The following is a 15374-nucleotide window of genomic DNA, read 5'->3' as shown; positions in this document are numbered from 1 at the left end:
ACAGCACCTCCCATTCAGTCCGATGTGACTCAGGTCTCAGTAAAAGTATCTTGACGTCAAGATACTTATGGAGTCATTATTTAGGTACGCCTTACCTAACAAGGAGGGGTCAAATGAAGGTCACAATGGACCAGCACCACGCACCGACAGAGGTGCAATCACTCGCTCAGTTCGTCGCCGATGCCTCGCTGGACATGCTCAGCGATACCGCCCTCGAACAGCTCAAGATCCGCGTCCTCGACACCATCGGCGTCGCCATCGGCGCCCTGGACGCTGCCCCACTGCAGGAAATCAGAACCCTCATCGACGGCTTCGGGGACGGACGCGGAGCTACGCTCATCGGCGGGGGCCAGGCCAGCCCCGATCACGCAGCGTTCTTCAATTCCGCCCTGAGCCGATATCTCGACTTCATGGATGCCTACCTGGCCAAGGGCGAAACCAACCACCCGTCGGACAATATGGGCGCGGTCCTCGCGGCCGCGGAGCTGGCCGACGCCTCGGGCTCGGACTTTCTCACGGCCTTCGCCGTGGCTTATCAGATCCACACCCGGCTCTCGGATGTCGCACCGGTGAGAGACCTCGGCTTCGACCACACGACACAGGGCGCTTTCGCTGCGGCGGCCGCCTCGGCGAAGGCACTGGGCCTGGACGTCGAACAGATCGCGAATGCTGCCGCCATGGCCGGCACCGCGAATGTCGCCCTCAGGGTGACGCGCACGGGCGACCTCAGTCATTGGAAGGGACTGGCGTATCCGCACGTGTCGAAGGAAGGCGTCTTCAACGCGCTCCTGGCCTCACGCGGAATCACCGGACCGTCCGAGGTCTTCGAAGGCAACAAGGGCTTCAAGGCCCTGGCCGGAGACTTCGACCTCGACTGGTCGGCGGAGGATCTCGAGAAGGTCACGGACACGATCATCAAGAAGCACAATGCGGAGATCCATTCGCAGTCGGCCCTCGACGCCGCACAGGAAGTCCGCTCCCAGGAGGGATTCCGCGCCGATGCCATCGCCAGCGTCGAACTGACGACCTTCGATGTCGCATACTCGATCATCGGCGGCGGCGAAGAAGGCGACAAGCGCTCCATCCGCACGAAGGAGGAGGCCGATCATTCTCTGCCGTGGATGCTCGCGGTCGTCCTCCTCGACGGTGAGCTCAATCCGGCGCAGTACGAGGCTGAACGGATTGTCGACGACAATGTCCAGGACCTCATGCACAAGGTCACGATCACTCCCTCCACGGAGTTCAGCGATCGGTTCCCCGAGCAGATGTGCGCCGACCTCGTCGTCACCCTCGGCGATGGGACCCAGTTCCGGGCGAACACCGACGACTATGAGGGTTTCACCACGCATCCTCTCGACTGGACGAGAGCCCGGAAGAAGTTCGATGCCCTGACGTCTCCCTTCGCCGAGGCGGAGCTGCGTGACGAGATCGCCGACCTTGTCCACGACCTCGAGAACCATCAGATCCGAGAGCTGACCGCGGTCCTCGCGCACGTCCCCCAGGCTCGCAGCTGAGGCTGCGTCACCCGCCGGAGAACCCGGCACCCCGTCGGCAGATTGCCGACAACCTGTCGGCAGCCGCCGACACCCGAAGAAAGGAAAGACCATGTCGAACGCCACCGATTTCGATGTGTCCATGAACTTCGTCCCCCGCGCCTACCGCCCGGCCAAGCCCCGCACCATCGGGATGACCGAGATCCGCGCCCCGTACTACTCGACCTTCGGCACCCGACACCTGCAGGACGTCTTCGATGTAGCGGGCCAGTGGGTCGACGGCATCAAGTGGGCGGGCGGATCGTTCTCGCTCATCCCGGCTGATCAGGTGAAGGCCTTCAGCGACATCGCTCATGAGAACGGGGCGTACGTGTCCTCAGGCGGATGGATCGAGACGGTCCTGCGCTACGGAGATGACGCGGTCGATCAGTATCTCAAGGAGGCCAAGGAGGTCGGCTTCGACGTTATCGAGATCTCGACCGGATTCATCATGCTCCCGACCTCAGGGCTGGAGCGCCTCGTCGAGAAGGTCGTCAAGGCCGGGCTGAAGGCGAAGCCGGAGCTGGGCATCCAGATCGGCTCCGGCGGAGACTCCGGTGAAGCCGAGCTGGCTGCGGAGTCCGCGAAGGACATCGGCGACCTCGTCGACCGCGGCAAGCGGGCCCTCGACGCCGGGGCCTCGATCATCATGATCGAGTCCGAAGGCATCACGGAGAACGTCGACGAGTGGAACACTGCCGCGGCCGCCTCGATCATCAACGGTCTGGGCCTCGAGAACGTCATGTTCGAAGCCGCCGACGGACCGGTCTTCGAGTGGTACATCAAGAACTACGGAAACGAATGCAACCTGTTCGTCGACCACTCGCAGATCCTCCAGCTCGAGGGACTGCGCCAGAACATCTGGGGCAATAAGTCAACCTGGGGTCGGGTGATCAACCCACGCCCGTGAGGCGGTAATGCTCCATCCGAAACAGCGAAGGCACCGGCGGACTCCACCGGTGCCTTCGGCTCGCGAATGAGAAAGCGTCACCGTCAAGCCCACACTCAGCCAGGACTCTCGCGAAAATATGCCTGACGACAGGTCAATTGCACCTGAGGATCAATCGGGTAAGTGCATACCCATTCACCGTCATCGGCTGCCCGCTCCACTGCCCTACTGGTTTAGCGCGGACAGTCATTTCGTAGGTCGCCAGATTGAGAAGACCCGCTGTTTCCTTATACACGAAAGACTCGTCACTAGTCTCATATTTGAACGTCTCGCTGGTCAGCAAATATTTCTTGACCACCGTAACCTCATAGGTCAATCGGCCGGACTCAACTCCCGCTGGCGGCTCCCAATCGAGTTGCAGCTCAGTTCCAAGCAGAGTCAGGATCACTGAGTTGTCGGAGCACTTCAGATCAGAAATATTGAGAGACCCTGCTTGAAACTCCCCCTGGCTCATCTTCGAATCAGTCCACCCGGCCAGCGTGCCGTTGACTGCGGCTGGACCGGCGACGAGGGCGAGCAATGCGACGACTGCCAACAGCAGACGAGCTCGTCTCCAAGATTGTCGCGGCGAGGTCCTGCCAGTCATGACACCCTCGCTTTCCGGGTCCGCGACACTATCGCAGAACCCATGACGACGAGCAGGAACGCCGCGAGCAGAATCCACTGCCAACCAGCGATTCCGGTCCACGGCAGCTCGCCGGAACCGCCGCCATCGGCCGCGCCCTCGACAGTGCCATCAGAATCAGAGCCAGAATCGCCCGGCGCGCCAGGATCACCCGGATCCCCAGGATCTCCTGGACCTGTCGAAACCTTGTCGCCGAGTCCTTCCGCCAGCACGCGCACACCAGCCGTGGTGCCAGCTACCGCGCGAACATCAGCGTCGTCAGCGAGAGTCGCCGTTACCTGGATTCGGCGAGAGTCATCGCTGTCCATTTCCAACAGCTTGAGTCCGCCGTCGGCAGCTGGCTCCAATTCGCCGAGCACCATTCCGCGAATCAACATTTGCGAACCACTTGGACATGGGGCCTCCGCTTCAGTCATCGCGCATTCCCGCACATCGATCGACAGCGAATCCGCCAGCGCCTCCGCTCCTGCCCCCGACCCGATCGAAACCTTTACGTCTCCTGGTTCGGGTGCGTCGGCCCAGACGTCAACCGTCCATGTGGCCGAGCTTCCTGGACTGAGGTTGCGCATCTTCTCGGCATCGCCGAAGTCGCGCATTCGCAGGATGTCATCTGCCGCTCCTGACGACGCGGACAGGGAATGATCCGCGTTTACGGACAGAGCATCCTCGGCGAACGACGCCCCAGGCACGATCTGCCCACCCACAGCCACGGCCACCACCACCGGCAGCGCAATGGCATGCCGCGGTGACCGCGTTCGGGGGTGGGCCGCCTCGGCGAGGGTGTCGTCGTCATCCTCATCTCGCCGTGGCCAGAATGCCCACACGACGAGGAGGCTGGCCGCGATCGTGATGCCGCCGAGCAGGAACGGATTGCGCCACTGCTGGAGGATCGGAGCAACCCCGGGAACGGAGAACATCACCGTTCGGACCGTCTCGGCGGTGTATGGGTCAGGGTCTTTCTCGGCGTTCGCGTCGCCCTTCATCTCAAAGGTCACGGCACCGGTGGAGTCGTCAATACTCTGGATCTCAGTGACGCGGTGGGTCACCGGTAGGACCTTCTCCCCGCGATCGACGGTGACGATGTCGCCGACTTCCATGTCCTTTGCGGGGATCTCACGAACGAGAGAGGCCGATCCGGCCGGGATCATCGGACTCATCGACCCGGTTTTGAACATGATGATCGACACGTTGAACACGAAGCTGAGGATGACAAGCACGATGCAGACCACGCCAAGGACGGCGAGGATGTTGAGCACAGCCCCGCCCAGCAATGAACCCACGTTCCTCTTGCGTGTCATAGAGCCCGCCATGGTCAATTCCCCGGCGCGGTGGACTCGGCTGAGAACGTCCAGGTGTGGCTCGCCTGCAGACCTTGGGCAGAGCTCGGAGCGTTGCTTGCCAGTGTCACCTCGAAGCAATAATCCTGGACCGACGCTGAGGCGGCTTTGAGGGTCTGGGTGGAGTCGGCTGTGGGAGTGGAGCTCAGCGGGACTGCAGCAGCAGCGCTGCCGAAGACGAAGGCGCCCGGACCAGGAAAATTCCCCGCATTACAGGTGACACCCGACGTCGATCGGGCCACGGCTCGGTATGTGAGTGCAGAGGCAAAGGTATTCGGATTGGAAATACCGCGTGCTGAGACCGTGAGCTTGCCGTCGATCGACGTATTCGACGTGGTGCGCACTGACACTGGCGCGTAGACCTTCTGCCCCGGGTACATGTTGCCCGCATTGAAGGTCATCTCATTCGTGCCGTTCCATTCGCCGCCGGCCCGGAGCTCGATATTAAACCGACCAGCTTCGAAAGACCCGGAGGCCTCTTCCGAGTCCGTCCACGCGGCGACCGTGGCCGTCGCGCCCACGCCGAAGACGAGGCCGCCGGCGAGAATCGCTTTGATGCGGCGGCCTCGCAGATGCCGTCGCTGACGCAGCTGCCGTCGACTGACCGGGCGGGCGTCATCAGGCGCCCGCCCGGACGAGAAGAATTTAAACAGCGTCGGCAGAAGCGACCTCATCGATCAGCTCAGCGTCGTCATTCGGCCGAGGTCGCGGTGAACTGCCACTGAGCGGTTGTGTTCTGCCCCTGCTCCAGCGACTCACCGGCAGTGACCTGGAAGCACAGCGTGACCGGGTCGCCGGTCGCAGTGTCAGCGCCCGCGGTGAGATTGAATTCCGCAGCTCCCGCGGTCGAGCCCAGCGCCGTCCCCTCGGGCACAATCGAAGTGCCCTCTGCGGTGGCCGAGCAGTCACCCGACGAGGCGACCTGAACGATCCCGTAGGTGAGCGCCGCAGCATTGTCGCCGTCACCAGCCGCCGACTCGAGAGAGACTGTCGCGTCGTAGCTCGTCGGTCCGTCGAGGCGCAGCACGAAAGGCGCCGCCACGGTATCGCCGGGCGACATATTGTCACCACCATCGAGGTCGAAGGTCAGCGCCGCGGCACCGTCACTGCTCTCATGGTCAGCGAATGTCGTTCCGTCCGTGCTGCCCTGGACGTTGAACGAGCCGGCGCCGAAGGTGCCTTCTGCCCACTCATTGTCGGTCCAGGCTGCCAGCGTCACGGCAGCGCCGACACCGAGGACGATGCCACCGGCGAGGATGGCTTTGAATTTGCGCGAACGCGTGGTCTTTGTGGTCACTGGGGACTCCTCATTGTCGGGCGCTCCAGCGCCTTGTCACGATGAAATAATGTGGGTAATGACTTCATGATGACTCATGAATTACTTTCAAGACGCTTTTTTCTAACACTTCTGTAATCTGTTACGGAAAAGTGACCTTGAGGAAAGCCCCTCACAATTTGCGCATCACTCACCCCACGCCTCCCCGCCCCTCTCCCATTCATTGAGAACGTCGTCGCCTCACTTCCGTGACTGGGCGCACACTGTTCAGAAGAGACAGGCAAGGAGGCCAAGGTGGCACAACTTCAGACAGACGTCGCAATCGTCGGAGCCGGACCCGCGGGGCTCATGCTCGCGCACCTGCTGCACAATGCAGGCATCGAATCCGTCGTCATCGACAATCGCAGCCGCGACGACATCGCCCACACCCACCGCGCCGGCATCCTCGAAGCAGGATCGGTGCGCATGCTCGAGGCCGCAGGCGTCGAATCCCGCGTCCACACAGACGGGCACCGCCACGACGGCATCGACATCCGAGTCAATGGCTCCTCGAACCACTTCGACTTCCCCGAACTCGTCGGCGAATCCGTCTGGCTCTACCCCCAGAACGAGATCTTCGTCGACCTCTCCGCCGCCCGCGAACGGACCGGCCGCCCCACCTATTACTCGGTCACGGACACCCGCCTCGGCGATGTCGAAACCGAACGTCCCTGGGTCACCGCCACCACTTCCGACGGCGACGAACTGCGCATCGACGCCCGCTACGTCGTCGGCGCGGACGGCTCCCGCGGACCATGCCGCTCGATGATCCCCGACGGCACCCGGCAGCGCTTCTTCCACGAGTACCCGTTCGCCTGGTTCGGCATCCTCTGCGAAGCCCCGCCCAGCCACGAAGTCCTCATCTACTCCCGCTCCGAACGCGGCTTCGCACTCATCTCCCAGCGCTCCGACAACGTCCAGCGCATGTATTTCCAGGCCTCCCCCGACACCGACGTCGCCGAATGGTCCGACGATCGGATCTGGACCGAACTCCAGGCCCGCGTCGACGGCCCCGACGGCTTCGAACTCAAGACCGGGCCGATCTTCGACAAGACCGTGCTCCCCTTCCGCTCGGCCGTGACCGAGCCGATGCAGCACGGTTCGATGTTCCTCGCCGGCGACAGCGCCCATACCGTCCCACCGACCGGAGCGAAGGGCCTCAACCTCGCCTTCGCGGACGTCGCCGTGCTCGCACCCGCCCTGATCTCGGCACTCAAGGACTCCGACGCCGAGGCGCTGGCCGGCTACTCGCAGACTGCGACCAAACGCGTGTGGAAGGCCCAGAACTTCTCCTACCAGATGACACGGATGCTCCACACCGACCCGACTCAGGATGCCTTCGAAACGAAGCGCAGCCTCGGCGAACTCCGGTCCATCCTCGAATCCGACCACGGTCGCCGCTACCTGGCCGAGTGCTACACCGGCTGGCCGCACGGCTGACCCGCACCCCCACCGACCCCACCACGATGTCAACCGACGAAGAGACGAAGAGAGGTTCGACGATGAGTCAGCACCAGTCCTCGGAGAACGATGAGACCACCGAGGCGTTCGATTCCCCGACCGTCATCGCTGAGACCGTGACAGGCCCCGACGACGCAGCCGAATCGCAGGCGACTCTGTCCGCCGAGATCGACGGCATCGAAGCGCAGTACAAGCAGGATGTCGCCGGCGGCAAGAAGCCCGAGACCCAGCCGCGGCTGGATTACCGGCCCTACCGGTCATCGATCCTGCGTCACCCGACGAAGGACCCCCGCCACACCGACCCCGAGACGATCGAGCTCTTCTCCCCCGCCTTCGGACACCGGGACATCGGCACCCTCGAATCCGACCTGACGATCCAGGCCGACGGCGAACCCATCGGCGAGCGCATCCGCGTCACCGGTCGGGTCCTCGACGGGGAAGGCCGCCCCGTGCGCAACCAGCTGGTCGAGATCTGGCAGGCGAACTCGGCCGGACGCTATATCCACAAACGCGACCAGCACCCGGCCCCGATCGACCCGAACTTCACCGGCGTCGGCCGCACCCTGACCGGCGACGACGGCTCCTACTCGTTCACGACGATCAAACCGGGCCCCTACCCGTGGAAGAACCACCACAACGCCTGGCGACCCGCCCATATCCACTTCTCGCTCTTCGGATCCGAGTTCACACAGCGGATGATCACCCAGATGTACTTCCCCGGAGATCCGCTCTTCGCTCTCGACCCGATCTACCAGTCGATCACCGACCATAAAGCGCGCGACCGCCTCGTGGCGACCTATGACCACAACATCACCGAGCACGAATTCCTCATGGGCTTTAACTGGGACATCGTGCTCACCGGCGCCAACCGGACCTGGATGGAAGAAGAGGACGATGACTGACACCCCCACGACCCCTGATCTCACACCGACCCCGGGCCAGACCGTCGGCCCGTTCTACGGCTACGCGCTGCCCTTCGAGCACGATAATGAGCTCGTCCCGCCCGGTTCGGCTCGCGCCGTGCAGCTGACGGGAACCGTCTTCGACGGGGCAGGTGACCCGGTCCCCGATGCCATCCTCGAGATCTGGCAGCCCGATGAGCACGGCGCTGTCCCCCGCGAGACGGGATCGCTGCGCCGCAACGGCTTCACCTTCACCGGCTTCGGCCGCGCCGCCGTCGACCCGGAAGGCGAGTTCAGCTTCTCCACGGTCGATCCCGGCCCCACCGAGGCGGGCAAGGCACCCTTCATCAGCGTCGTCATCTTCGCCCGCGGGCTGCTCAACCGACTGTTCACCCGCATCTACCTGCCCGAGGACACCGCGGCCCTGACCGCCGACCCGCTCCTGTCCTCACTCGACGAAGACGAGCGCGCCCGCCTCATCGCCACTCGAGGGGCTGACGGATCGCTGCACTTCGACATACGGTTGCAGGGTGAGGAGGAAACCCCCTTCCTCCGATTCCCCAGCCACGAGGACTGACGCGACATGACCGACACCGCCCACACCCGGTTCCTCTTCGCCCCCGGCGATCTGCGCGGATCCGAAGCCATCGACGACGCCGCGTTCATCACCGCGATCGGCCAAGTCGAGACCGCATGGATCGTCGCGCAGGCACGGGTGGGGCTGGTGTCGTCGGAGATCCGCGCCGAGGTAGCCGCCGCCATCGACGCCACGATCCGCACACTCACGGACGATCACACCGAACTCGAGTCCCTGGGTGAGGCCGCCGAATCCGGCGGCAACCCGCTCATCCCGTTTCTCGCCCTCGTCCGCTCCCGACTCTCCCCCGAGGCCTCGCGCTGCCTGCACCGGGGGCTGACCAGCCAAGACGTCATCGATACGGCCATCGGCCTTCTCGTCTCCCGCGTCGTGCGGCAGATGCAGGCGCGCCTCGAAGTCATCGGCACCTCCCTCGTCGAACTCTCCGACGCTCACGCGAAGACCCTGTGCCTGGCCCGCACCCTCACCCAGCCGGCCCTGCCGACGACCTTCGGCCTCAAGGCCGCCGCCTGGGCCGCCGAGGTCAATGAAGTCCAAGGTCAGGCGCCCTACGTCGACTATGTGCAGGTCGGCGGGGCAGCCGGCACCCGTGCCGCGATCCGCTGGTTCGCCGGCGACTCCACCGAATCCCTCCTGCGCGAATTCCACGTGCAGATGGTCGGTCCCGATGCGGCGCTCACACAGGTCCCCGTTCCCTGGCACACCGATCGCGTCCGCATTCTGTCTTGGGGCTCCCACCTCGCCCAATGCGTCACCGTCGGGGCCTCCATCGCCCGCGACGTCCTCATCGGCGTGCGCCCCGAGATCGGTGAGCTGTCCCTGGCCTCCACCGGCGGATCCTCGACGATGCCGCACAAGTCGAATCCCACCTCGGCGGTGCTGCTTCACCGCAACGGAATGCGCGTCCCCGGATCGCTTTCCACCCTGACCACGGCCGCCGCCGAAGCCACCGAAGAACGCTCCGACGGCGCCTGGCATGCCGAATGGCCGGCCCTGTCCGAGCTCATGACCCTGGCGATCTCCTCGCTCATCATCCTCGACGAGATGATCGCGGGCCTGCGGGTCAACGCCGAGGCCATGCGCGCGAACCTCGACGCCGCCTCCCCCGGGATCTATGGGGAGAAGCTCGGCATCGTCTTCGGCGATCGGATCGGCAAAGACACCCGCGCAGCCATCATCGCCCCCGGCTCCGACCCTGTCGCAGCGCTGCGCGCCGAGATCGGCGACGAGAATGGAATCGAGGAATTCTTCACCCCCGAGTCCTACCTCGGTGAGGCCGAGGACATCAGGCGCACCATCCTGGCGACCATCGACAGCTCCGGACCGCAGGAGATCGACCTGCCGTCCTTCGACTGAGACCCGTATTCCGACTTGAGAGCCGACCGAAGAAAGTGACATCCATGGACCTCACCGCATCCGTCCTTGCCGCACCCGCTTCCCCCGCCGCCGATGCCCGAGTGCTCGTCGTCCTGCCTTCGCTGGGCACCTCCGTAGCAGCTCTGTGGCAGCAGGCCGCCACCGAACTGACCGCGCTCAGTCCGGAGACGACGGTCATCGGCATCGATTTGCCCGGTCACGGTCGTTCGGTTCCGATCGACGTCCCCGCGGGGACGTCAGTGGCCCCACGGGTGACGATGTCCGACCTCGCCGAGGCGGTCCTGGGCACCCTCGATCGGGTCCTTCCCGATGTGGCCACCACCGGCGCTCCCATCGACCTTGCCGGCGATTCGATCGGCGGAGCAACGGCCCTGCAGCTGGCACTCGACCACGGCGATCGCTTCGGCCGCATCGCCGTCTTCTGCACGGGCGCGAAGATCGGTGAGGCCTCGGCCTGGGAGGAACGCGCCCAAACCGTGGCGACCTCGGGCACCCCGACTCAGGTCATCGGTTCGGCACAGCGCTGGTTCGGGGAAGGGTTCATGGACCGGGAACCGGAGGCCTCGGCCGCGCTTCTTCATTCGCTGCAGGACGCCGACCGCTTCTCTTATGCGTCTCTCTGCTATGCGCTGGCCGACTTCGATGTCCGCGCGCGACTGCCCGAGATCACGCGTCCCCTGCTCGCAGTCGCGGGTTCACAGGACCAGCCGACTCCGGCGACGAAGCTCGCCGAGATCGCAAACGGGGTTCCCGGGGCGCTCCTCGAGGTCATCGACGGCGCCGCTCATCTCGTGCCGGCCGAGGCTCCGGTCGTGGCCGCGGGACTGCTCAACGACTTCCTCGCAGGCAAGGGACTCGGCGCAGGGGCCGGCGGCACCGGCGGTGCGGGCGCGACCGCCGCAGACGATCCGGAAGTCGACCTGCCCACCGCATCCGGGCCGCGGGAGGCGAGCCGCGACGATGTGCGCGAGGCCGGAATGACCGTGCGGCGGCAGGTGCTCTCCGATGCCCATGTCGACCGCGCGAACGCGAAGGTCGACGACTTCACGAGTGACTTCCAGGACCTCATCACTCGCTACGCCTGGGGAGAGATCTGGACTCGGCCGGGACTCGAGCGGCGGATGCGTTCGGCGATCACGCTCACGGCCATGATCGCAGGGGGCCACGAAGCTGAGCTGGCGATGCACGTCAAGGCTGCGCTGCGCAACGGGCTCACCCGCGATGAGATCAAGGAGGTCCTCCTCCAGTCGACCATCTACTGCTCCGTGCCGAGCGCGAACACCGCCTTCTCCGTCGCCTCGCAGGCTCTGGCCGAATACGACGCCGAGGAAGCGAACGTCGACTGAGGCTGTTCGAATCGTCACATTGGGTGCCTGAGGGGTTCCGAGGAACCGCTGCGGGCAATAGGCTGGTGCGGTTGCCTCCCCGATCCCGCGTTTCCTTGAAGGAGCCCCATGAGTGATGCCCCGGTCTCCCGCGGAGTCTACAAGTTCGCCGTCTTCGCCTTGGCGATCGGCGCCTTCGCCATCGGGGTGACCGAATTCGCGACCATGGGCCTGCTGCCGATGATCGCCGAGGAGCTGGGCATCACGGTCCCCCAGGCTGGGCATGCGGTGTCGTTCTATGCGATCGGCGTCGTCGTCGGCGCACCCCTGATCACGACCATCGCCGCGCATATGGATCGCAAGTTGCTGCTCCTGTGCATGATGGGTCTCTTCGCTCTGGGCAACCTCGCCTCGATGCTCGCCCCGACGGCCGGGCTGTTCAACATCGCGCGCTTCGTCTCCGGACTGCCGCACGGAGCCTACCTGGGCATCGGAGCCGTCGTCGCCGCCTCCCTCGTCCCGGCCAACCGCCGCGGCCGAGCCATGTCACGAGTGATGCTCGGCCTGACGATCGCGAACATCTTCGGCGTTCCCTTCGCTGCGGCACTCGGCAATATGTTCGGATGGCGCAGCGCCTACGCCCTCGTCGCCGCGCTCGGCGTGCTCACCGTCATCATGGTCGCCGTCGGCGTACCGCGCGTGAAGCTCGGCGCAGTGCCCTCGGCCCGCGGGGAGATCAAAGCGCTCGGACGTGTGCAGATCATCCTCACCCTCGTTGCCGGTTCCGTCGGCTTCGGCGGAATGTTCGCCGTCTACACCTACATCACCCCGACCATGACCGACGTCGCCGGCGTCCCCAGCGTCGCGATCCCGTGGGTGCTCGCCGTCTACGGCCTGGGCATGACCGCCGGATCGCTGATCGCCGGACCCCTGGTCGACAAGTCCATCGAACGCTCGGCGACCGGCGGCATGATCCTCTCGGCTCTCGTGCTCGCCGCGTTCGGCGCCTTCACCCACATCGCGGCCATTGCGATCATCGCCCTCTTCCTCATCGGCATCTCCGGGTCGATGATCACCACGGCCCTGCAGATGCGTCTGTTCCGCGAATCCCATGACGCCCCGAGCCTGTCAGCGGCCATGAATCACGCCGCCTTCAACCTCGCCAATGCGCTCGGCGCGTGGCTCGGCGGAATCGTCATCACCGCCGGCCTCGGCTACCGTGCACCGGCGTGGGTGGGCGTGGGCCTGTGCGTGTCCGGGCTCATCGTCATCTCCGTTGCGATCTTCCTTCGCCGAGGCGGCTCCCCCGACCCGAGCACCCGCACCTCCGTCGAGACCTGAGTCCCAGGCCCCGCCGAGAAACGGGTTGAGTGTCGAGAAACGCGTGCGCACGCCCGTGTCTCGACACTCAGCCCGTTTCTCGCTGAAAGTGCCGATACGATGAACGCATGGATCACCCTGCACCCAGTCGCTCTCATGCCCTGACCCGCCACTCTGATGAATCGACCCGTCGCCCGAAGTCGGCCCTTGTGCTGACCCTCGCGGCCTTCGCTGTCCTCGCCCTTCTGTTGCTGAGCGGATGCGGATCGTCTGATTCCGAAGGGGACGCCGGCGAGTCCTCTGGGAGCTCGGATTCCTCGGCCGCGGCGGGAACCTGCTCCTACCCCGCCGATTCGCAGCCGGGCGCGAAGGACGTCGACGCTCCTGAAGAGAAGCCGCAGGCGAAGGGCACCGTCGACGCCACCGTGGCGACGAGTGCCGGGGACCTCGCTGTGACTCTTGACGCCGACCGCGCTCCCTGTACCGTCAACAGCTTCCTGTCGTTGGCCGCACAGAAGTACTTCGACGACACCGAATGCCACCGCCTGACCACCGAGGGCATCTTCGTCCTCCAGTGCGGCGATCCCACAGGCACCGGGTCAGGCGGCCCAGGTTACTCGTTCGCCGATGAGCTTGACGGCTCCGAGACCTACCCGGCCGGCACTCTGGCCATGGCGAACTCCGGTCCGGATACGAACGGCTCCCAGTTCTTCGTCGTCTACGACGACAGCTCGCTGCCGCCCGACTACACCGTGTTCGGACAGCTGGATGAGACGAGCACGAAGACCGTCGCGGATCTCGCTGCCAAGGGCACGGACTCCGGCGCCGGCGACGGCGCACCCAAGGAGAAGGTGACGATCACCGAGGTCACCACCGCGGACTGATCGCCCGTCCGAGTTGTCCAGAACACTTCGACCACCTAGTAATCCCAATTGGTGAGACTCGGAAATCACGTTTTGTGAGACGAGCGTAATCTCGATTCGTCGCCGTCGACGCTGTGCCAGACACAGCGCCGACGGCCTTTTCCATTGGCACGGACCACCCGCCCGTGCCTGCACTCACGAAACAGCGGAGCACCACCATGTCCACCGAAACACAGCCGGAGAATTCCTCCTCGGCACCCGGAGTCGACGACGACGCAATCGCAGCGACTCGGAAGAACAACACCCGCGGCAAAGTCCTGACCGCCTCGATGGTCGGTACCACGATCGAATTCTTCGATTTCTACGCCTACGCCACAGCCTCCTCGCTGGTCTTCCCGGCCCTCTTCTTCCCCAATCAGACATCGACGACTCAGCTGCTGAGCTCGTTCGCGATCTTCGGCGTCGCCTTCGTCGCCCGCCCCCTCGGCTCGATCATCTTCGGCCACTTCGGTGACCGCATCGGCCGCAAGAAGACGCTCATCGCCTCCCTGCTCATCATGGGCATCGGCACCTTCCTCATCGGCCTGCTGCCGACCGCCAGCACGCCGGGCTGGGTCGTCCTCGCTCCGCTGTTCCTCGTTCTTCTGCGCTTCTGCCAGGGCGTCGGCCTCGGCGGCGAATGGTCGGGCGCGGCACTGCTCGCCACCGAGAATGCCCCGAAGGGCAAGCGCGCCATCTGGGGCACTTTCCCACAGCTCGGCGCGCCCGTCGGCTTCATCATCGCGAACCTGCTCTTCGTCGCCCTCGGCACCTGGACCTCCCCCGAGGCGTTCCTCGCCTGGGGCTGGCGCATTCCTTTCCTGCTCTCGGCGCTGCTCGTGGCCGTCGGCCTCTATGTCCGCATGTCGCTCATGGAGACCCCGGCGTTCCAGCTCGTCGCTCAGAAGCAGCAGATCTCGAAGGCACCGCTCGGGCGGGTCTTCGCCACGAGCTGGAAGCCGCTCATCCTGGGCACGTTCATCATGCTCGCGACCTACGTGATCTTCTACTTCATGACCGCGTTCACCCTCACCTACGGCACGTCCCCGGCCACCCCGGAGCAGGCCCAAACCGCCGCCGAGGCGGCAGGGAAGTCCTTCGATCCCGCAGGCTTCGTCGCGGGGCTGGGGTACACGAAGAACGAATTCCTCACCTACCTCATCATCGGAGTCGTCTTCTTCGGCATCTTCACCGTCGTCTCCGGTCCCTTGGCCGAGAAGTTGGGCCGTCGGAAGATGCTGCTGGGCGTGACCGTGCTCATCGCGGCCTACGGACTCGGCGTCAATGCTCTGTTCAATGCCGGTACTCCGGGAGTCATCATCGGCCTCATCGTCGGCTTCATCCTCATGGGGCTGACCTTCGGTCCGATGGCCGCGTACCTGCCGGAGCTCTTCCCCGCCAATGTCCGCTACACCGGTTCGGCGATCTCCTACAACATGTCGAGCGTCATCGGGGCCGGTCCCGCACCGTTCGCCATGGTCGCTCTGTGGCAGCACGAAGGAGGGTCGATCTTCTACTGCGGTCTCTACATCATCGCCGCGGCCATCGTCACGATCGTCGCCCTGTGGCTGGCCAAGGACACCTCTGACCTCGATATGGAGGATCAGCTGAGCTGAGATTCCTGGGTCAGGGCCCGACCAACGTTTTCGTTGGTCGGGCCCTTTCGCGTCCGCGGTCAGAGACCGAGCGGCCGTCCCGGTCACCGGGAATGACTACGATTTCGTCACAACC

14 protein-coding genes are annotated in these 15374 nt (G+C 64.8%); 10 read left to right on the top strand and 4 right to left on the bottom strand.

The window, feature by feature from the left end:
* The first annotated feature begins 113 nt into the window (after positions 1 to 113).
* Both AC3CD9_RS00550 and AC3CD9_RS00545 read left to right on the top strand, forming a co-directional pair.
* Positions 114 to 1514, top strand: coding sequence for an MmgE/PrpD family protein (locus AC3CD9_RS00550; RefSeq protein ID WP_488365819.1), 1401 nt, complete (start codon positions 114 to 116; stop codon positions 1512 to 1514).
* A 91-nt stretch (positions 1515 to 1605) separates the two neighbouring features.
* Complete coding sequence (locus AC3CD9_RS00545; protein WP_488365818.1) at positions 1606 to 2442, top strand: phosphosulfolactate synthase; 837 nt, start codon at positions 1606 to 1608, stop codon at positions 2440 to 2442.
* A 133-nt stretch (positions 2443 to 2575) separates the two neighbouring features.
* Here AC3CD9_RS00545 and AC3CD9_RS00540 read toward each other — a convergent pair whose 3' ends face one another.
* Genes AC3CD9_RS00540 through AC3CD9_RS00525 form a run of 4 tightly spaced genes read right to left on the bottom strand, consistent with a single transcriptional unit; the run spans position 2576 to position 5740 of the window.
* On the bottom strand, positions 2576 to 3016 hold the full coding sequence (locus AC3CD9_RS00540) for a fibronectin type III domain-containing protein (RefSeq protein ID WP_488365817.1): 441 nt from the start codon (positions 3014 to 3016) through the stop codon (positions 2576 to 2578).
* A 47-nt stretch (positions 3017 to 3063) separates the two neighbouring features.
* Positions 3064 to 4404, bottom strand: coding sequence for a signal peptidase I (locus tag AC3CD9_RS00535; protein ID WP_488365816.1), 1341 nt, complete (start codon positions 4402 to 4404; stop codon positions 3064 to 3066).
* A gap of 14 nt (positions 4405 to 4418) precedes the next feature.
* Complete coding sequence (locus tag AC3CD9_RS00530) at positions 4419 to 5117, bottom strand: SipW-dependent-type signal peptide-containing protein (RefSeq protein WP_488365815.1); 699 nt, start codon at positions 5115 to 5117, stop codon at positions 4419 to 4421.
* Between the two features lie 17 nt (positions 5118 to 5134).
* Entirely contained in the window at positions 5135 to 5740 is a 606-nt protein-coding gene (locus AC3CD9_RS00525) for a SipW-dependent-type signal peptide-containing protein (protein WP_488365814.1), read from the bottom strand.
* Between the two features lie 273 nt (positions 5741 to 6013).
* Here AC3CD9_RS00525 and AC3CD9_RS00520 point away from each other — a divergent pair, with 273 nt between their 5' ends.
* From AC3CD9_RS00520 to AC3CD9_RS00485, 8 genes are all read left to right on the top strand, one after another.
* Positions 6014 to 7198 (top strand): 4-hydroxybenzoate 3-monooxygenase, encoded by a 1185-nt coding sequence (locus AC3CD9_RS00520; protein WP_488365813.1) that lies wholly within the window; start codon positions 6014 to 6016, stop codon positions 7196 to 7198.
* Positions 7199 to 7260: 62 nt separating this feature from the next.
* Positions 7261 to 8121, top strand: a complete 861-nt coding sequence (pcaH, locus tag AC3CD9_RS00515) for a protocatechuate 3,4-dioxygenase subunit beta (RefSeq protein ID WP_488365812.1) — start codon at positions 7261 to 7263, stop codon at positions 8119 to 8121.
* Complete coding sequence (gene pcaG, locus AC3CD9_RS00510) at positions 8114 to 8698, top strand: protocatechuate 3,4-dioxygenase subunit alpha (protein ID WP_488365811.1); 585 nt, start codon at positions 8114 to 8116, stop codon at positions 8696 to 8698. Before pcaH ends, pcaG begins: the two co-directional genes overlap by 8 nt.
* Before the next feature lie 6 nt (positions 8699 to 8704).
* Positions 8705 to 10075 (top strand): lyase family protein, encoded by a 1371-nt coding sequence (locus AC3CD9_RS00505; RefSeq protein ID WP_488365810.1) that lies wholly within the window; start codon positions 8705 to 8707, stop codon positions 10073 to 10075.
* 44 nt (positions 10076 to 10119) lie between these two features.
* A complete protein-coding gene (gene pcaDC, locus AC3CD9_RS00500; protein WP_488365808.1) occupies positions 10120 to 11442 on the top strand; it encodes a bifunctional 3-oxoadipate enol-lactonase/4-carboxymuconolactone decarboxylase PcaDC in 1323 nt (440 codons plus the stop codon).
* A 108-nt stretch (positions 11443 to 11550) separates the two neighbouring features.
* Positions 11551 to 12762, top strand: a complete 1212-nt coding sequence (locus tag AC3CD9_RS00495) for an MFS transporter (protein WP_101546367.1) — start codon at positions 11551 to 11553, stop codon at positions 12760 to 12762.
* 107 nt (positions 12763 to 12869) lie between these two features.
* On the top strand, positions 12870 to 13625 hold the full coding sequence (locus AC3CD9_RS00490) for a peptidylprolyl isomerase (RefSeq protein WP_488365806.1): 756 nt from the start codon (positions 12870 to 12872) through the stop codon (positions 13623 to 13625).
* A gap of 197 nt (positions 13626 to 13822) precedes the next feature.
* Positions 13823 to 15259 carry an MFS transporter gene (locus tag AC3CD9_RS00485; RefSeq protein ID WP_488365805.1) on the top strand — a complete coding sequence of 479 codons (1437 nt, stop codon included), beginning with the start codon at positions 13823 to 13825 and terminating at the stop codon, positions 15257 to 15259.
* The last annotated feature ends 115 nt before the right edge of the window (positions 15260 to 15374 follow it).

This window comes from Brevibacterium sp. MGP-B1 (assembly GCF_057766545.1).
The sequence above is the reverse complement of the archived record's forward strand: the minus strand, read 5'-3'. Positions and strand labels throughout refer to the sequence as shown.